16 protein-coding genes are annotated in these 17,580 nt (G+C 37.8%); 5 read left to right on the top strand and 11 right to left on the bottom strand.

All coding sequences use genetic code 11. From position 1 onward, the window contains the following. Positions 1-129: 129 nt before the first annotated feature. Entirely contained in the window at positions 130-432 is a 303-nt protein-coding gene (locus tag IGL70_RS05785) for a hypothetical protein (protein WP_002324900.1), read from the top strand. Between the two features lie 1,308 nt (positions 433-1,740). Here IGL70_RS05785 and lepA read toward each other — a convergent pair. After that, positions 1,741-3,576 carry a translation elongation factor 4 gene (lepA, locus tag IGL70_RS05780; RefSeq protein WP_002317740.1) on the bottom strand — a complete coding sequence of 612 codons (1,836 nt, stop codon included), beginning with the start codon at positions 3,574-3,576 and terminating at the stop codon, positions 1,741-1,743. A 146-nt stretch (positions 3,577-3,722) separates the two neighbouring features. Here lepA and IGL70_RS05775 point away from each other — a divergent pair, with 146 nt between their 5' ends. From IGL70_RS05775 to IGL70_RS05765, 3 genes are read left to right on the top strand one after another with little or no spacing between them, the layout of a single operon-like run. After that, the gene (locus IGL70_RS05775) at positions 3,723-4,943 is read left to right on the top strand and encodes a GNAT family N-acetyltransferase (protein WP_002288353.1); all 1,221 of its coding nucleotides are present in this window, start codon (positions 3,723-3,725) and stop codon (positions 4,941-4,943) included. Between the two features lie 19 nt (positions 4,944-4,962). Next, the gene (locus tag IGL70_RS05770) at positions 4,963-5,457 is read left to right on the top strand and encodes a nucleoside 2-deoxyribosyltransferase (protein ID WP_104874041.1); all 495 of its coding nucleotides are present in this window, start codon (positions 4,963-4,965) and stop codon (positions 5,455-5,457) included. Continuing rightward, positions 5,435-6,121, top strand: a complete 687-nt coding sequence (locus IGL70_RS05765) for a hypothetical protein (RefSeq protein ID WP_179131894.1) — start codon at positions 5,435-5,437, stop codon at positions 6,119-6,121. Before IGL70_RS05770 ends, IGL70_RS05765 begins: the two co-directional genes overlap by 23 nt. 150 nt (positions 6,122-6,271) lie before the next feature. On the opposite strand, the gene clpB is transcribed toward IGL70_RS05765, so the two are convergent. The 4 genes from clpB to IGL70_RS05745 form a co-directional block, all read right to left on the bottom strand. Further along, a complete protein-coding gene (clpB, locus tag IGL70_RS05760) occupies positions 6,272-8,881 on the bottom strand; it encodes an ATP-dependent chaperone ClpB (RefSeq protein WP_029485961.1) in 2,610 nt (869 codons plus the stop codon). A 314-nt stretch (positions 8,882-9,195) separates the two neighbouring features. Then, positions 9,196-9,411: a hypothetical protein gene (locus IGL70_RS05755; protein WP_002338323.1), complete on the bottom strand. Its 216-nt coding sequence runs from the start codon at positions 9,409-9,411 to the stop codon at positions 9,196-9,198. A 15-nt stretch (positions 9,412-9,426) separates the two neighbouring features. After that, positions 9,427-9,999 (bottom strand): YcdB/YcdC domain-containing protein, encoded by a 573-nt coding sequence (locus IGL70_RS05750; protein ID WP_002338324.1) that lies wholly within the window; start codon positions 9,997-9,999, stop codon positions 9,427-9,429. Positions 10,000-10,012: 13 nt separating this feature from the next. Further along, positions 10,013-10,432, bottom strand: coding sequence for a MarR family winged helix-turn-helix transcriptional regulator (locus IGL70_RS05745; protein ID WP_002338325.1), 420 nt, complete (start codon positions 10,430-10,432; stop codon positions 10,013-10,015). Positions 10,433-10,562: 130 nt separating this feature from the next. Here IGL70_RS05745 and IGL70_RS05740 point away from each other — a divergent pair, with 130 nt between their 5' ends. Next, positions 10,563-11,912: an MFS transporter gene (locus IGL70_RS05740; RefSeq protein ID WP_002338326.1), complete on the top strand. Its 1,350-nt coding sequence runs from the start codon at positions 10,563-10,565 to the stop codon at positions 11,910-11,912. A gap of 105 nt (positions 11,913-12,017) precedes the next feature. Here IGL70_RS05740 and IGL70_RS05735 read toward each other — a convergent pair whose 3' ends face one another. From IGL70_RS05735 to IGL70_RS05710, 6 genes are all read right to left on the bottom strand, one after another. Next, the gene (locus tag IGL70_RS05735) at positions 12,018-13,064 is read right to left on the bottom strand and encodes a lysylphosphatidylglycerol synthase transmembrane domain-containing protein (protein WP_002288347.1); all 1,047 of its coding nucleotides are present in this window, start codon (positions 13,062-13,064) and stop codon (positions 12,018-12,020) included. 10 nt (positions 13,065-13,074) lie between these two features. Next, positions 13,075-13,347, bottom strand: a complete 273-nt coding sequence (locus IGL70_RS05730; protein ID WP_002288344.1) for a DUF1294 domain-containing protein — start codon at positions 13,345-13,347, stop codon at positions 13,075-13,077. Between the two features lie 34 nt (positions 13,348-13,381). Next, positions 13,382-14,290 carry a diacylglycerol/lipid kinase family protein gene (locus IGL70_RS05725; protein WP_002338327.1) on the bottom strand — a complete coding sequence of 303 codons (909 nt, stop codon included), beginning with the start codon at positions 14,288-14,290 and terminating at the stop codon, positions 13,382-13,384. A gap of 131 nt (positions 14,291-14,421) precedes the next feature. Then, on the bottom strand, positions 14,422-15,654 hold the full coding sequence (pepT, locus tag IGL70_RS05720; RefSeq protein ID WP_104874040.1) for a peptidase T: 1,233 nt from the start codon (positions 15,652-15,654) through the stop codon (positions 14,422-14,424). Between the two features lie 14 nt (positions 15,655-15,668). Beyond that, entirely contained in the window at positions 15,669-16,790 is a 1,122-nt protein-coding gene (locus tag IGL70_RS05715; RefSeq protein WP_002288338.1) for a Nif3-like dinuclear metal center hexameric protein, read from the bottom strand. Further along, the gene (locus IGL70_RS05710; RefSeq protein WP_002317743.1) at positions 16,787-17,488 is read right to left on the bottom strand and encodes a tRNA (adenine(22)-N(1))-methyltransferase; all 702 of its coding nucleotides are present in this window, start codon (positions 17,486-17,488) and stop codon (positions 16,787-16,789) included. The genes IGL70_RS05715 and IGL70_RS05710 overlap by 4 nt, the downstream gene beginning before the upstream one ends. Positions 17,489-17,580: the final 92 nt, after the last annotated feature.

Genomic DNA, 17,580 nt, shown 5'->3' with positions numbered 1-17,580 from the left:
CTAATTAGCTGCCTCTTCATTCTTCTCCTGCATAATGACCTCAATCTTCTCTTCAGCAAAAAAATAGCTAGAAACAGAAGTATCATGTATAATTAAATTAAAATTAAAATAATTAGAGAAGGTGAAGTTATGGATGAATTTCAAATGATAAAAAGCACTCTTGCATCTATAAAAGAATATGTATCAATGAGAAGTAGCTTTCCTAATGAAAGTGATAGAAACAACGTTATAAGGAATTTTAATATTCAGTTTATAGGAAAAGAACGTAAAAAAGTTATTTCTATAGAGATTGCTAATTATTTAAAATTAGAAAATAGGATATTTAACAAATATATTGAAGAAGTTGCCAATGAACTCCACATCAAATTAGAAGGACTCCATAAGGTAAATTCTGTTACTTCGGAAGCTGATGCGTATTATATTTATCTTTGACAATAAGCAATTGATATATTTTAAGTAAACATAACTTTGATGTTTATAAATTGATAGACAGCAACGGAAATAGTAAAAACAAGGATGTGAATTTCAACTCTTCCTAATTGTTCTTACTATTTTTCAACCGTTGCTGTCTATCGCATTTCATCATTCTTTCAATCCGAATTAATTAGGGTACTTTATCGGCATATCTAGTATTTAACCATCAATACCATGACTACTATCGTAAAATCCGTCTTTTATTTTTATTCCGTTCCCTCCCATTGACGATCATTATCTAATATAGAAATCCAAACTTACGAATAGCTTCACTCGCATTAACAATACGTCGATTTGCCATTTTATATACTTCTTCTTCAGAAACTTTGTTGTGACTTCTCCCCTTAGTCTCATTTCTTTCTCATAATAAATAAATAGTGATAAAATAAATATATTGGGAAAGAGAAAAAATAAAGGGGATATAACTTTGTTATTTATTAGTAAAATCTTATTCTGGGTTACTTGTGCATATAAAATTATTGTTCTAAGTTGTTTGAAAATATGGCGTAAAAAAGATTGTTTATTGATCGTCTCATTCCTCCCATTTATCTATTTCATGATCAAGATTTGGGATGATTCAGATTCTGATCCCCTTTTTTTATCCAATTATTTAGTTGGGTTAGTGTTTTCGATAGTATTTTTTATTTGTATATTAATTTATCTGAATACAAAAAATTAACTTTTCCAGCTCTTGTAGCTGGCTTCTTTTGTTTCTAGCCTAATTATTTTTCTAAAAAGTTATTTGAATAAATACTCTTTTTGAGAGATCTTAGCCAAACCATTTTTTAAATAGCTAGGGATTCTGCGTTAACTTAAACGGCATAACTCAGTTTATACATGTATTCTTTTGATTAATCCAAAGTTGTTTCCAACTCATCCACTGATTCCAAGGTATCCAAGGCATTATTTGATGTACACCTATTCTCATGTGACAAATAAGATAAAAACTGAAACGATAGATATCATGGAGAATTTAAGAAAAAATTCTTGAATTTTACCAAAAAAAGCCACCGGTAACAATCCGGTGGCAAACCCAAAAGAAATCCAGGCTCGAGTTGGTCATTCTAGATTAGTTACTACTATGGATGCTTACGCACATGTAACCAAAAAATGAAAAATGAAGCTGTTGATATTTTCGCCCAACGTCTGAAAAGATCTTTGATTTAAAATGCAAAAAATTCGCCCAAGTAAAAACTTGGGCGAACATAGGGCGAATATTTTTGAATTTCACAAATTTTGAAAGCTAAGAAACTCCTAAATTCCTTGCTACTTCTTACTTTCTTCCTCATCCATTTTCAGAACGGCCATGAAGGCTTCTTGCGGAACTTCGACGGAGCCGATTTGTTTCATCCGCTTCTTCCCTTCTTTTTGTTTCTCTAAGAGTTTACGTTTACGAGAAACATCTCCACCATAACATTTAGCCAAGACGTTTTTACGCAAGGCCTTGATGTCTGAACGGGCAACGATTTTTTGTCCAATAGCTGCTTGGATTGGCACCTCAAATTGTTGGCGTGGGATTAGTTTTTTCAGTTTTTCAACGATTGCTTTTCCACGTTCATAGGCAAAGTCTCGGTGAACGATAAAGCTTAATGCATCGACTTTTTCTCCATTCAGCAAGATGTCCATCTTCACTAACTTGCTTTTTTGATAACCAGACATTTCATAATCCAATGAGGCATAGCCTTTCGTGCTTGATTTCAATTTGTCGAAAAAGTCAAAGACAATTTCAGAAAGCGGAATATTATAGACGACATTTACTCGGTAATCATCTAAATAATCCATCGTAATGAATTCTCCCCGTTTTCGTTGAGAAAGTTCCATTACTGCACCGACAAAATCATTTGGGACCATGATCTGTGCTTTGACGAATGGTTCTTCTACATCCTGGATCGTTACAGGTTCAGGAAAATCTGCCGGGTTATCTACTGTAGCAGTCGTACCATCCGTTTTATTAACATGGTAAATAACGGATGGTGCAGTCGTGATCAATTCTAGATTGAATTCCCGTTCCAAGCGTTCTTGGACGACATCCATATGAAGAAGTCCGAGGAATCCACAGCGGAACCCAAAACCTAATGCTTGAGAGGTTTCTGGTTCGAATTGTAAAGCAGCATCATTCAATTGCAGTTTTTCTAAAGCTTCCCGCAAATCGTTGTAACGAGAAGTATCAATTGGATAAAGACCACAATAAACCATCGGATTCATTTTTCGGTAACCTGGTAAAGCTTCAGCGGCAGGATTGTCTGCTAACGTTACTGTATCCCCTACTCGTGTATCTTGGACAGTTTTGATACTTGCTGTGATATAACCGACATCACCGACCATCAAAAAGTCTCTAGCAACTGCTTTTGGCGAGAAGACCCCGACCTCTGTAACATCAAATGTTTTTCCATTACTCATCAGTTTGATTTTGTCTCCGGGTTTGACCATACCGTCCGTGATTCGGACATTTAGAACAACACCGCGGTAACTATCATAAATAGAGTCAAAGATCAAAGCTTTTAGCGGTGCATCTAAGTCTCCACTTGGTGCAGGAACATATTCCACGATCTGCTCGAGAATATCTTCAATCCCAATCCCTGATTTGGCACTAGCTAATACAGCTTCACTAGCATCGATTCCGATTACGTCTTCGATTTCTTGACGGACACGTTCGGGATCTGCTGCGGGTAGGTCGATTTTATTGATGACTGGCAGGATCTCCAAATCATTGTCTAACGCTAAATAAACATTGGCCAATGTTTGTGCTTCGATTCCTTGTGCTGCATCGACCACTAAAACGGCACCCTCACAGGCAGCAAGGCTTCGAGAGACTTCATAGGTGAAGTCGACGTGCCCTGGGGTGTCAATCAAGTGAAAGATATATGTTTCTCCATTTTTCGCTGTGTAATTGAGTTCTACAGCATTTAATTTAATCGTGATTCCACGTTCACGTTCCAAATCCATCGAGTCTAACAGCTGATCTTGCATTTCGCGAGACGTCACAGTGTGCGTCATTTCTAAAATACGATCGGCCAATGTAGATTTCCCATGGTCGATATGAGCGATGATCGAAAAATTACGAATCTGCTCTTGGCGTTCTTTCATTTTCTTTATATCCATAGCGTCTCCTCTTTTCATATAATCAGCACTTTCCATTATACCAACGAAAAGCAGTAATTTAAAGAGTTTTTAATTAGTCAGCTATAGAAGTTTTTTTTGTAGAATTTTGCTATACTGTTATCAAGCTAATAAATGGAGATGAAAAAATGGATCAAAAAGATTTTAGAGAAAATCTTGAATTAAAACCGGTCACTCAAGAACATATCGATCAATTCAATGAATTGCTTTCCTATGTGTTCCAAGTGACTGAAGCAGATATCGAGGAAAGCGGGTTTGAGAATAAACGAGCTTTTATCCGTTCCAAAAAACCGATTTTGGAAGTATCGAAAGTGTTCGGATGGTTCCACGAAAATAAACTGATCTCTCAAATCGCTATCTATCCTTGTGAAGTCAATATTCACGGTGCACGTTATAAAATGGGTGGTGTGACTGGAGTTGGAACTTATCCAGAATATGCTAACCATGGATTGATGCAAGATCTAATTATCGTTGCATTGGATAATATGCGCAAGAATAAGCAATGGATCTCTTATTTGTATCCTTACAGTATCCCCTACTATCGGCGTAAAGGATGGGAAATCATGTCTGATAAACTTTCCTTTAAAATCAGAGATACACAGCTACCTAAACAAATCCCAGTAAGTGGTATGGTTGAGCGATTACCAGTTGATCATCCAGACGTATTTTCCGTTTATGACAAATTTGCCCAACAAAACCATGGTGCTTTATTCCGCAGTGATTTTCATTGGGAAGAGTATTGGCGTTTCGAAAATGAAGATGAGCGCACAGCCGCTGTCTACTACGATAGCAACCATGAACCAAGAGGTGTTCTATTCTACTGGGTAGCTGAAGAAATATTTCACGTAAAAGAAATGTTCTATCTTGATCAAGAAGCTCGAAATGGCTTATGGAACTTTATTTCCGCACATTTTTCCATGATCTACTGGGTACATGGAGATATTTATAAAAATGAGCCTTTAGCATTTTTGATTGAAGATAGTCAGATCAAAGAGCAGATCGAACCATATTTTATGGCTCGGATCGTTGATGTAAAAGAATTCCTTCAACGGTTTCCGTTTGTTGGAACAGCTGATGCTTTTCATTTCATCATTGAAGATCCTGTCGCTCCTTGGAATAATGGTGTCTTCGCTTTAACATGGGATGAACAGGGACAAGTCCGTGTCTTAAATGAACCTATAGGAAAATCCGTTCGACTGGATATCCAAACATTGACTTGCTTGATGATGAATTATCGCCGTGCTTCTTATTTGGCAAGAATCGAACGGTTAGAAACAGATGAAGAAACACTGAAGTCACTAGAGCGTATCATTCCAAACATGGAAGCTTACTTTAGCGATTATTTTTGATAAAAAGGATGATGTTTAGATGAAAATTTATTTTGCCGCACCAATGTTTGCTAAAAGTGATTTGTTATATAACCAACAGTTAGTTAAAGAAATCAGAGAGCTCTCTTCTGAGCTTTCGATCTATCTTCCTCAAGAAAATGAAGCAATCAATGACAAAACTGCTTATGCAGACAGTCGAATGATTGCTCTTGCTGACACAGAAAAAGTGTTGGCTAGTGATTTAATGATTGCTTTACTAGATGGGCTGACGATCGATGTCGGGGTAGCATCGGAAATCGGTGTGGCTTATGCGAAAGGCATCCCAGTGATCGGCTTATATACTGATACTCGACAGCAAGGCGGAACCCACCCGAAAAAAATCGCTGCACTACAAGAAACAGCTGAAAATCAATTTCACTACCTGAACTTATATACAATAGGTCTGATCAAATTGAACGGAAAAGTGGTTTCTTCAGAAACTGAGTTGCTTTCAGAAGTAAAAAGATTTTTAGATGGAGGGACTTTCAGTGATTAAAGAAATCAAAAAGGTGCAAATAGCTTTACTTGCTTTTGGCATATTCGTTGTCTGCTATAATTTTTATGAATTTATCACACAAAAATATTCGACTTCTCAAGGAATCACATTTATCGTGGAATCTTTATTAGGGATTGCATTGATTTTCATGCCACAAGTCATTTTGAAAGTTTTCAAACTTAAAATACCAGCAGCAATTGTTTTGTTTTACTGGTTTTTCTTGTTCATCTCTGTCTTTTTAGGCACAGGGATGCATTTGATCAGTATCATCTCTTTTTGGGACAAAATTTTACACGCTGTGAGTCCAATGGTCCTGACAGCTCTTGGCTATGGATTGATTGGTTACTTGATGAAAGATGCTGAGATATCAAAAACCAGTCCTTGGTTGTTCCTCTTATTCGGCTTTGCGTTTGCTGGACTTTGCGGCGTGTTTTGGGAGTTCTGGGAATTCTTATGCGACCAGTTCTTAGGCATGAATCTTCAACGTTTTGCTGCTTCTGATGGCACACTGTTTGTCGGACGAGCAGCATTGATGGATACGATGGGCGACTTGCTGACAAATACGATAGGTGCTGCCTTAATGGGATTGTTTGCATGGTCTCAAAGTAAAAAAGATGAGCGTTACTTTGAAAGTTATAAATTAGAAAAAGTGAAAAATACCTAATAAAAGAGGTTGTGACAGAAGCGGGCAGCTTCAAGAAATTTCGGCTTTTTTTTCGAAGAAACTACTTCTGGAACACTGTTTATTTGAAAAAAGGAGGTCTGACACTAGTTGTGTCAGACCCCTTTTTTCTTTTATAGTCTCAATGGAAGATTAGACGATTTCTTCTAGCTCTTCTGTTTTGAAATGAAGTTGTCCATCAAGTAAAGTAATCGTTACTTTTGATTTAGGCATAACATGTCCTGCAACGATTTCTTTAGCTAGTGGTGTTTCTACTTCCTTAGTGATAAATCGTTTCAATGGTCTTGCACCATATGCTGGTTCATAAGCATTTTCAGCAATCCACGTTTTGGCTTCATCACTGATTGTCAGCAGGATTTCTTGATGCTCCAGACGTTGTGCCAATTGCGCCACCATTTTGTCAACGATTCCTTTCACGTTGTCTAGGCTCAATGGTGTAAATAAAATCGTGTCGTCGATTCGGTTCAAGAATTCTGGTTTGAAGTTTCCACGTAATAGCGTGTTGACTTGTTCAGCCACTGCTTCTGGAATCGTTCCATCAGCAGTCACGCCTTCCAGCAGTAACTGTGAACCGATATTGCTGGTCATGATCAGAACCGTATTTTTGAAATCTACTACTCGCCCTTTTGAATCAGTCAAGCGTCCGTCATCTAGGACTTGTAACAAGATATTGAAGACATCGGGATGCGCTTTTTCGATTTCATCCAACAAGACGATTGTATAAGGATTTCGTCTGACAGCTTCCGTTAATTGACCACCTTCTTCGTAACCTACATAGCCTGGAGGAGCTCCGACTAGACGAGACACAGCATGTTTTTCCATATATTCACTCATATCGATCCGTACCATATGATCTTCTGAGTCAAACAAGTTCTCAGCTAACGCTTTCGCTAATTCGGTTTTTCCGACACCAGTTGGTCCTAGGAAAAGGAAAGAACCTAGAGGACGATTTGGGTCTTGCAATCCAGCCCGTGAACGAATTACCGCGTCACTGACCGCATCAACTGCTTCATCTTGACCAATCACTCGTTTATGAAGTGTTTCATTCAATTTAATTAGTTTTTCTCGTTCACCTTCTACAAGTTTCGTTACGGGAATACCCGTTAATCTGCCAACGACTTGAGCAATCTCATTTTCGGTAACGGACTCTTGAACCATCTTGATTTCGCTGTCTTTTGCTTTAGCTTCTAATTCCTTCAATTCTTTTTCTAATTGAGGTATCGTACCATGTCGCAATACAGCAGCGCGTTCCAAATCATAGTTATTTTCTGCATCTTCTAATTCGTGTTTTGCTTTATCGATTTCAGCACGTTTTGCTGAAACAGAATTGACTTCTTCTTTTTCTGTTTCCCACTGCATCTTCATCGCATTTGCTTCTTCACGAAGTTCAGCTAATTCTTCTTGCAAATTTTTCAAGCGTTTTTTACTTGCATCATCTGATTCTTTTTTCAGTGCAGCTTCTTCGATTTCCAACTGCATCAAACGTCTAGTAACTTGATCTAATTCCGTTGGCATAGAGTTCATTTCTACCCGAATCGTTGCACTGGCTTCATCAATCAAATCGATTGCTTTGTCCGGTAAGAACCGATCAGTAATATAACGGTCAGATAAAGTAGCTGCTGCTACTAATGCGTTGTCATGGATGTTAACACCATGGTGGATCTCAAAACGTTCTTTTAATCCACGCAGAATACTGATCGTATCTTCCACTGTTGGTTCTTTGACTAATACCTTTTGAAAGCGACGTTCCAACGCTTTGTCTTTTTCCATATATTGACGGTACTCATCTAAAGTTGTGGCACCGATCAAATGTAATTCACCGCGAGCAAGCATTGGTTTCAACAGATTTCCGGCATCCATACTTCCTTCTGTTTTTCCTGCCCCTACGATATTGTGGATTTCATCGATGAACAAGAGGATACGTCCATCACTTTTTTTGACTTCTTTCAAGACTGCTTTTAGTCTTTCTTCAAATTCACCGCGGAATTTTGCTCCAGCGATCAATGCACCCATATCTAATGAAAAAATCGTTTTATCTTTTAAATTTTCAGGCACATCTTTGCGTACGATACGTTGAGCAAGCCCTTCAACGATTGCCGTTTTCCCTACACCGGGTTCTCCTATCAGAACAGGATTATTTTTTGTTTTTCGTGAAAGAATACGGATGACATCACGGATTTCTTCATCACGACCGATGATTGGATCCATTTTTCCGCTTTTGACTTGCTGTACTAAATCAACGCCGTATTTTTCTAATGCTTTGTATTGTTCTTCTTGGTTTTGTGAGGTCACTCTTTCTCCTCCTCTCATCTCTTCGATGTTTTTACGCAATTCTTTTTCAGATAATCCGTTTTTATTCAAATAAACAGTTAACGGATAATTTTTTAATTTCATCAACGCTAAAATAACGACTTCCGTTGAAAGAAACTCGTCGCCGAAGCTTTCACGTATTTGGTCTGCTTCATTCAATAATCGAAAGAAATTCTGGCTGAGGTTTTGTCCATATTGGACGTTTCCACCAGAAACAACTGGATACTCATCCAGTAGACGATCAATTTCATGTTCAAAAGATTCGACATCCAATCCGGCATCCGTATAGAAATTTCGACCAAAATGATTAGGTTGTAAAAAGATTTTCCATATATGGGCAATGTCGATATCTTGGTGTTTTCGAGTGACCGCAATCTGTTGAGCTTCAGCAATCGCTTCTTGAAGCGTCGTAGTCATTTTCTCAATGTTCATACAGGTATACCTCCTAATTAAAGGTAAGATCACTTATTTCTTTGATCTTTACAAAAACTATTATATCGCTTTGGTCAATTTTGGTCAAAATATACACATAGTTTTTTGACTTTTTTTCTCGTCTTATATAAATCTTAAAAAAACAAAATTGATAGTATGTATACAAAAAAAGAGCCAAACAAACGTAAAATCATCTTACCCAATATGGTTATTTGGCAAGCGTTCTTTTTCAATAGAAGAATAATATTTTAGCTGTTTGACTCTTTTTTCATTGATTATTTACGTTAAATACTTGCTTTTAATAACTATATTTTTCACCACTGTGTTTCTTCCATACGATCTTCTAATTCTCGAATCGTGTGAGACAGTTCTTCTATTTCTTCTTTTATTTCGTCTAGTGTCATGCCACTAGCACTGTATCCTTTATAGTAGGCAGTCATATAGTCTGTATCTTCTAGTCTCTGGAGCCGATTTCTTAGATTTCCTAAAAGTTCTAGATCAAATTCATCATATAGTCCATTCGCGTTCATTTCTGTCCCTCCTTGTTAGGCTAATGCATTCGGACTTGGAAGCTGAGGCCCTTTTCCTTCACGAGCTAATACCCAATCGTCATTGTCCCACATTTCCGTTTGTCGGCGTCCGTGAAAATAATCCCACCTTGAGTCGATTTCCATCTCAATGAGTTTGCCGTTGGCTCCTAATGTAACCCAGTTGTAGCTTCCATTTCGATGAGCAAATTTGATCCATTGAACAGGAAATGTTTGTTCCACGCTGTTTTCATCTATAAAGCTACGTTTTTGTTGCTCTATGCGCATAAATGTCAACCCTTTCGCATAGGTTGGATTGAACTTATGAAATATCTTTTCAGCTAAAGCTTTGGCACGTTCGATTGATAACAATTTTCCTTCAGGTATTTCGGTCAGATTCTTAAAACTGACTAAATGCTTTCCTTCCATGACTTCAATGATTCTTGGTCCATTATGAAGATAGATTCCTTGATTTTGATAACGGATGATGTTGACTTTCTTTTTGTTTCTTTGTTCTATTAATTCATTGACTAATTCGTAATGATTAGGAATTTCTACTAGTCCCTTTAGTACATTGGATGTATTTTCCATGAGGATCACCCTTCTATTCTTCTTGTGCCAACTTTCCTAACAGATACTCAAATGTTCCTTGCTCATCCGCTGTCAATTTTGACAGAAAATTCTTCTGAGCATTTTCTACAGATTCTACTACTTGAGCGTGAAGTTCTTGTCCTTTTTCAGTTAATTCTAAAAGAAAACTTCTTCGATCTTGTGTATTTTTTTCTTTTGTCACTAACCCCATCTTCGTCAACTTCTGTATTGTTCTGGTGACATTGCTTCCATCCAATCCGGTCAATTTGATTAATTCTTCTTGTTTCAATTGGCGATAATCATGGATTTTCACAATAAAGTAATAATTCGTTGAATTTAATTTGAGCGGAGCTAGTGCTTGGTCTAATTCTTTTTGATAAATTCGGGTCAATTTGGCTAACCACTTTAAATTGCTTTCGCCTTTGTTTTCCATTCTTCTCCTCCTTTTAGTTGACAAACTATTCTCGCAAGGCATATAATTGCGTGCGCAAGCATATTCTAAAACAAATAATTGAACTTGTCAATTTGTAGGATGCTTAAAAAGATTTTTAGGAGGAAAAAAGATGAGTCAACCAAAAAAAAGATGGATATTACTAGCAATCTATCTTGCTACATTTATGACTGCAGTCGAATCCACGATCGTCATCACAGCTGCTAATGCTATTGCTAATAGTTTTGGTCGTGAAATCCCGATTGCCTTACTGTTTTCTAGTTACTTATTTTCCAGTGCATTGTCAACACCTGTATTCAGCCGTCTGGCGGATCAGTATGGAAAGAAACCGATTTTTATCATTGGATTGCTCTTGTTTATGACAGGTACTTTTCTTTGCGGTATTTCCCAATCATTTTTTATTCTGGTATTTTTTAGGATGATTCAAGGAATAGGTGCGGGAGGAATCATGCCCATTACTTTCTCTCTGATTGGTGATTTATTTGATTATGAATCTCGCGGAAGAATAATGGGATTGAATAATTCAGCATGGGGGATTGCTTCGTTAGCTGCTCCTCTTTTAGGAGGGCTATTGGTCGAAAACTTTAGTTGGCACTGGGTGTTTTTTATAAACATTCCTGTTGGCTTAATAACGATTCTGATCTTACTTTTATTCTATGATGAAGAAAAACGTCCGTCTGTCTCTTTTTCTTATCAAGAACTGGGTCAATATCTCTTTCTGATCACAGTTTTATTTCTTTTACTAGTTGGTATCCAGATATTACCAGATCATTTTATACTTGGTGGCGGCGTGTTCCTTTTTGGCATCCTTGTTTCTTTCATTTTGCTTTCCTATGAAAATAAAGTAAAGGAACCAGTCTTGCCTGTCGAAACATTGAAATCATCTGACTTTCTTTTGTTTAACCTCGTTACTTTTCTCATGAATGGAGCAATGATGGGGTTTCAGGTATATCTTCCGTTATGGATTCAGACGCAACTTTCTTTATCTCCTAGCCTTGGTGGTTTAGCGCTTTTACCTTCCTCTGTCTTTTTTATTACTGGATCGATGATTGCTGTGCCATTAGGAAAATATTTTGGAACGAAACGTTTGTTAACCTTTTGTATGGGGGTGAATGGTTTAGTTTTTCTTATTTTAGGATTTCTACCGCAAATGACGCCTTATTTCGTTCTCCTTATCTTAGCCTCTTTTTCAGGTTTTGGTACTGGCACAACGGTTACTACAAGTGTCTTGTCTGCACAAGCTTTAGCTACAGATAAAAATATCAGTACGGTATCTGGTTTCATCACCCTTTGCAGAAATCTAGGTCAAAGCTTCATGATCACTTTTTTTGGTATCGTATTCCAATTGTTTGGTAAAAGTACTTTTTCAATTGATGGTTATCAGGGAGTATTTTTTTCTGCTTTGTTTGTTGTTCTATTAAGTATCTTAATGGTTCTTTTAAAAAAAGACAGTCAAGAATAAATGCATTGGTAGAGTTGCTTCAAGAAAAAATGTTTTACATGTTCAAGTGACATAGCTTCCTAATGTTTTTCTTTTATAAAAAAAAGGGTAGATCTTATAAAAGACCTACCCTTGATTTTCTTTATTCTCTTTTTTTACTTCTATTATTTCTTCTTTGATCACTCTTCGCCGTTCAGCAATCACATACACAAATCCATAGAGAAATGGCAAGATAAAGGAACTGAAACGATACAGTAAAAGCGAAGAAACTGCGTCAACTGTTCCAACAACTGGTCTGAATAATAACAAATAGACAAATTCAAAGGAACCAATACCAGCAGGCGTAGGAATAACCCCTGAAAGCACTACTGCAAAGCTGATAAACGAAATGGTCAGTAGAAAATCTATTTTAGGATGGTTTTCAATCAGAATCAAATAGGGAAGTACATACCAAAATACAAGTTTTAACATATTCCATAGATAAATCCGCAATAGCGCAGTCCTGTCTTGGATAATGGTTTGGACCGTTTCCCTTAAAGAATAGATCTGCTGATTGCATGTATCCACCCATTTTCGCAAACGCTCACTCTTAAATAACTTATTCGATAAGCTGACAAAAAATATTTGGACATTCAAGCTGACGGACATCGCCAATAAAAAGGCAACAATCACGATCGTCAAAAGGATACCAGCGATGATAAACCAGATCATTGACGGACCATTAGAATAAAAAAGAGAGAATTGGATGACCAAGCCAGCTAATGCATAAGTGATCACTGCCAGTTTGTACATAATCATATGGAGTGCTGTCACCCCTGCTCCCTGGGATAGCTTCATTCCTTTTTTGTTATAAAAATAAATCTCCGAGATCAGCGTTCCTGTACCAAATGAAACGATTCGGTAAAACGCAATATAGCTAGAGGTCAAGAACCCATCTTTCGTTGTAAAATTCGGCGCGAAAGGTTCAGCAATTTCTTTGATTGAGCGCCCTTCAGCGATTTGGTAAACTGTCCCTAATATAACAGCGGCTGCCAAAACAACAACACTGGTAGACAGCAATTCGGCAAAGATATCTGCAAATGATTGATTGATTAAATAATAAATAATGGCAAAAATCACAATCAGCAAAAGCAGATTCAGAATGATTTTAGTTTTCGTTCCTTTAGACGACATCTCCTGCTCCTTAATGGAAAAAATAAATGAGAATCAAATCAACAAGTACACCTGCAGCGAATCCTATAGTAAACTTCTTTTTCCGAGTTTTATGATGGAAAACTTTTCGAGAGATCAATCCTCCCAAACCACCGCCTAACAGGCTGACAAATATCAAATTATTCTCAGGAACACGCCAGCCGCTAGTTCTAGCCTGATGTTTATCATACCCCATCAGACAAAATAAGTAAAAATTCACAATGAAAAGGTAAAACCACAAAGGATTGTGTAACAATACATCCATTACTCTTCTTCCAACTTTCTGTTAACTACTATTTCTAAGCTTTTTCTTCTTTCTTTGGTGAATAAACTGTTAATCCTTTTGATACAACAGATAATTCAACTGGAAGATCATCTGTCGTGTCTCCATCCGTTCGAGTGCCCACAGATTTTTCCTGCGCTTGGATTTTCATGCGTTTGGCTGTGAAATAAGTAATGCCGGGGATCGTATAGAATTTGCCTCTCATGATTCTAGGCAAATAAAAAATAAATCGGAAAATATCTAAGGAAGGTACGATCGTTACATGAAATTTTCCATCATCTGGGGTCGCTGAGTCGTCAAAATTTGTAAAACCGCCCACGGAGTTAGACATCGTGACTGTCAATAGTTGGGATTTTCCTTTCCAATGCTCCTCGTCTGTTTCTAAATCCAAATGATATTTTTTCTTCTTCAGCAATAACTTAAAAAACTTCTTGATAAAGATCCACGAGCCGTAACGCTGTTTTTCTTCTTGACTGATCCAAACTGCTGTATCTGCTAAGATTCCGATTGTCAGTGTAGAGATAATGACTTCATCATTGACTTGACCATAGTCTATTTTCCGTACATTGCCTTCCAGGATCACGTCAGCAGCTTCTTCTTTTTTGAGGGGAATCTCAAGAACACGTGCAAGGTTGTTGACAGTTCCACCTGGAAGTAATCCGACATGGTATTGAGATAATGTTTTTTGGAACGCTTGGACGATATGATGAATCGTGCCGTCTCCACCTATAATTACTAAAGTATCAGCTTCTATGGCTTCTGCTTTCTTGACTAATTCCGCATCATCAATCGATGGGCCAGTTTCAGCTAGTTCTACATATAATTCTGGCTGCTTTTCTTTTACATAATCTTGAAACCAGCGTGCTAATTTCTCACCCTCATCTTTCCCTGAACTTTTGTTATAAAAAACTAGCAGCTTTTCCATTCTTTACCTCCTATTTACTCTTCAAAAAAGAGGGCGGGACAACCAATTCCATTGTCCTGCCCTTTAGCCTTAGACAGATGACATTCCATCATTGGGACGAACGCCTTGTCATAAGCTGTTCTTTTTCGATTTTAACTCTTTGTGTTCAATTCTGCAATTTTTACAATCACGTCTGTTGCTTTTTCCATTACTTGTAAAGAAACAAATTCGAATCGTCCGTGCATATTTTCTCCTCCGGCAAATAGATTTGGCGTCGGAATACCCATGTAAGAGATTTTTGAACCATCTGTTCCTCCACGAACTGGTTCGATCACTGGAGAGATACCAAGCTCGATCATTGCTTGTTTCGCTAATTCCACGATGCTCATATCTTTTTCAATGATTTCTTTCATGTTGTAATATTGATCATACATATCTACTTTGATTCGTTCTTGATCAAATCGCTGATTCAACTCTTCTTGGATATGTGTGATTTGTGCTTTGCGTGCTTCGAATTTTTCACGATCATGATCGCGAATGATATAACTCATAGAAGCTTCTTCAGGATTCCCATCCAATGCCATCAAATGGAAGAAACCTTCGTATCCTTCCGTTTTTTCTGGAACTTCATCGGCTGGAAGCTGATTATGAAAATCGATTGCTAACTGTAGAGCATTGATCATTGTATCTTTTGCCGTCCCTGGATGTACATTTTTCCCTTGGATCGTAATATTTGCTTGAGCAGCACTAAACGTTTCATACTGCAACTCACCTAAAGGACCACCATCGACTGTATAAGCAAAATCTACATCGAATTGCTCAACATCGAATTTATCCGCTCCGACACCGATTTCTTCATCAGGACCAAAAGCCACTTTGATGGTACCGTGAGGGATAGAAGGATTATTGATCAAGATCTCCATTGCAGTCATGATTTCCGCAATCCCTGTTTTGTCATCTGCTCCCAGTAATGTACTGCCATCTGTTGTGATCAATGTGTGGCCTTCATAATTTTTCAAATTTGGAAAATCTTTTGTATTCAATGTATAGCGTTCTTCCGCATCTAGTACGATCGTAGACTCGCCATCATAGTTTTCAATGATTTGTGGATTGACTCCTACTGCATTAAAATCTGCTGTATCCATGTGGGAAATAAATCCAATGGAACGCACTTCATGATCAACATTGCTTGGTAATGTTCCCATAACGAATCCGTTATCTTCATTATAGAAAACATCAGCTAAGCCTAACTCTTCTAATTCTTTTTTCAATTCTTGCGCAAAAGCAACTTGTGTCTGAGTCGATGGAGTCGTTTTGCTTGTTGCATCGGAGCGTGTTTCTGTTTTGACATATCGTAAAAAACGTGGCAAAAGATTTTCGTACATAGTATTCTCTCCTTTTAATTAAATTGAAATGGGTTTGTATTTGTTTCAGAAACGAAAAAGTTAATATCCCAATTTTCTTCTTGTTTCCAAGATTCAAATTTCTCGATAAATCGTTGCTTGCATAACGATTCAATATAATGACCGGGATCAATTGCAATCAACCCAGCGCTTTGCATATCATGAGCCGTATGATAATAGATATCTCCCGTGATATAGACATCTGCTCTTTGGGCGATTGCTTGCGGATAAAATTTTTCACCGCTTCCACCGCAAATCGCAATGCGCTTCACAGAGGATTTTGCATTTTTTGGCTGGACTATTCTCAGTCCATCTAGTTGGAACGCTTCTTTTACTTGTTCTACAAATGCCTCTATAGAAATTTCTTGCGGCAATTCACCTACTCGTCCTAACCCAAACATTTCGACTGGTTCATCTATAGCGAAAAGATCATAAGCAGGTTCCTCATAAGGATGAGCTGACCGCATGGCTTGAATCACTTGTTTTTCGATAGTTTCCGGCAAAATAACCTCAACTTTTGCCTCTTGAACTTGTTCTGTCTTCCCTACTTTCCCAATCGCTGGTTGTGCACCAGCTTCCGGAGTAAATCGACCGTGTCCAATCGAGGTAAAACTTGTACCGGTATAATCACCTTGTGTACCAGCACCAGCTGCAGCTAATACTTCACGCATTTTCTGTGCATGATCCACAGGTACATAAACGGCCAGTTTTTTATAATGAATCTCATGAGTCTTTACTAAATAACTCTCCACTTCAATACCGAGAAGTTCACAAAACCAGTCATTCAGTCCATCCCAAATAATATCCATGTTCGTGTGTGCTGCATAGACGGCAATATCATGTTTCAACAAATCTGCATACATTTTTTCTTGTGGCTGATCAGTAACCAGCCGTTTTACAGGACGAAAGATTGGAGGATGTTTAGCAATCAGCAAATCGATTTTTTTCTTGATTGCTTCTTCGACCACTTCTGGACGAACGTCTAATGTCATCATTACTCGTTGGATTGGCTTATCCAATGTTCCGATATGCAGTCCGACTGGGTCTCCTTCTTCAGCTAGCCACTGAGGACAATAGCTTTCAAACTTTTGGATGAAGGTGCGTCCGCTGATTGTCATGTCTTTAAAACCTCCTCAATCATTTGGATTTCCTGCTCGATTTGTTTTTGACGTGCCTCTTGATTAGCTGCTTGTTTGAGCTGTTCACGGATAGCTTTTCTTTGTTGAAGCTCTCTTGTCCATTTTGATTTGAAGATCTCACTTTTCTCTTCAAGCAGAAATGGCCCGAACATCAGCTCCATTTCATTGTAAGTAACTGGTTTTTGTTCTTTTTCGGCTACAATGATTTCATATATTTTTTTATTTTCTTCAAGTATTTTTTCTGATTGGATTTTATACTGATTTTCTTGCAGCCAAGATCGTAATGTACGCTCTCCGATGTTTGGCTGAAGGATCAAACGTTCTTGTCCGCTTAAGCGTTGATTCAACTTGCCAGCTTCTAGGATATCTCGGATCAGTGAACCTCCCATACCCGCAATCGTGACAGCTGTAATACCATCTTGTGGCTGGATAGCATCTAGACCATTTGCAAGGCGTACGGTGATACGGTCTTCTAATCCATCTTTTTTGACTTGCTTACGTGCTGATTCATAAGGACCTTGAACGACTTCACCAGCAACTGCATATTCGATTTTTCCTCTTAATATCAATGCAACGGGTAAGTAAGCGTGATCTGATCCAATGTCTGCTAAACGAGCGGATTCAGGGACAAAGTCACCCACTGCGGCTAAGCGCTGAGATAAATCTAAATGGTTCATAGCTTCACTCCTTCTAGATAATTATAGCATTTTCCAAATAAAATAAGGAGACTAGGAATAAAAAAATTCCCATATCTCCTTAAAAAATATAC

It is taken from the genome of Enterococcus sp. DIV0901a (assembly GCF_051711525.1).
In the GTDB taxonomy this organism is placed as follows: domain Bacteria; phylum Bacillota; class Bacilli; order Lactobacillales; family Enterococcaceae; genus Enterococcus_B; species Enterococcus_B faecium.
This window is presented reverse-complemented; position numbering and strand designations above follow the sequence as displayed.

What these genes read in the sequence shown, in the direction of transcription:
- IGL70_RS05785 (WP_002324900.1), top strand. Translation starts at nt 130, where the DNA reads ATGGATGAATTTCAAATGATAAAAAGCACTCTTGCATCTATAAAAGAA.
- IGL70_RS05770 (WP_104874041.1), top strand. Translation starts at nt 4,963, where the DNA reads ATGAAAATTTATTTTGCCGCACCAATGTTTGCTAAAAGTGATTTGTTA.
- IGL70_RS05745 (WP_002338325.1), bottom strand. Translation starts at nt 10,432, where the DNA reads ATGGAAAACAAAGGCGAAAGCAATTTAAAGTGGTTAGCCAAATTGACC.
- lepA (WP_002317740.1), bottom strand. Translation starts at nt 3,576, where the DNA reads ATGGATATAAAGAAAATGAAAGAACGCCAAGAGCAGATTCGTAATTTT.
- IGL70_RS05715 (WP_002288338.1), bottom strand. Translation starts at nt 16,790, where the DNA reads ATGACAATCAGCGGACGCACCTTCATCCAAAAGTTTGAAAGCTATTGT.
- IGL70_RS05775 (WP_002288353.1), top strand. Translation starts at nt 3,723, where the DNA reads ATGGATCAAAAAGATTTTAGAGAAAATCTTGAATTAAAACCGGTCACT.
- IGL70_RS05750 (WP_002338324.1), bottom strand. Translation starts at nt 9,999, where the DNA reads ATGGAAAATACATCCAATGTACTAAAGGGACTAGTAGAAATTCCTAAT.
- IGL70_RS05765 (WP_179131894.1), top strand. Translation starts at nt 5,435, where the DNA reads ATGGAGGGACTTTCAGTGATTAAAGAAATCAAAAAGGTGCAAATAGCT.
- IGL70_RS05730 (WP_002288344.1), bottom strand. Translation starts at nt 13,347, where the DNA reads ATGGATGTATTGTTACACAATCCTTTGTGGTTTTACCTTTTCATTGTG.
- IGL70_RS05740 (WP_002338326.1), top strand. Translation starts at nt 10,563, where the DNA reads ATGAGTCAACCAAAAAAAAGATGGATATTACTAGCAATCTATCTTGCT.
- clpB (WP_029485961.1), bottom strand. Translation starts at nt 8,881, where the DNA reads ATGAACATTGAGAAAATGACTACGACGCTTCAAGAAGCGATTGCTGAA.
- IGL70_RS05755 (WP_002338323.1), bottom strand. Translation starts at nt 9,411, where the DNA reads ATGAACGCGAATGGACTATATGATGAATTTGATCTAGAACTTTTAGGA.
- IGL70_RS05725 (WP_002338327.1), bottom strand. Translation starts at nt 14,290, where the DNA reads ATGGAAAAGCTGCTAGTTTTTTATAACAAAAGTTCAGGGAAAGATGAG.
- IGL70_RS05710 (WP_002317743.1), bottom strand. Translation starts at nt 17,488, where the DNA reads ATGAACCATTTAGATTTATCTCAGCGCTTAGCCGCAGTGGGTGACTTT.
- pepT (WP_104874040.1), bottom strand. Translation starts at nt 15,654, where the DNA reads ATGTACGAAAATCTTTTGCCACGTTTTTTACGATATGTCAAAACAGAA.
- IGL70_RS05735 (WP_002288347.1), bottom strand. Translation starts at nt 13,064, where the DNA reads ATGTCGTCTAAAGGAACGAAAACTAAAATCATTCTGAATCTGCTTTTG.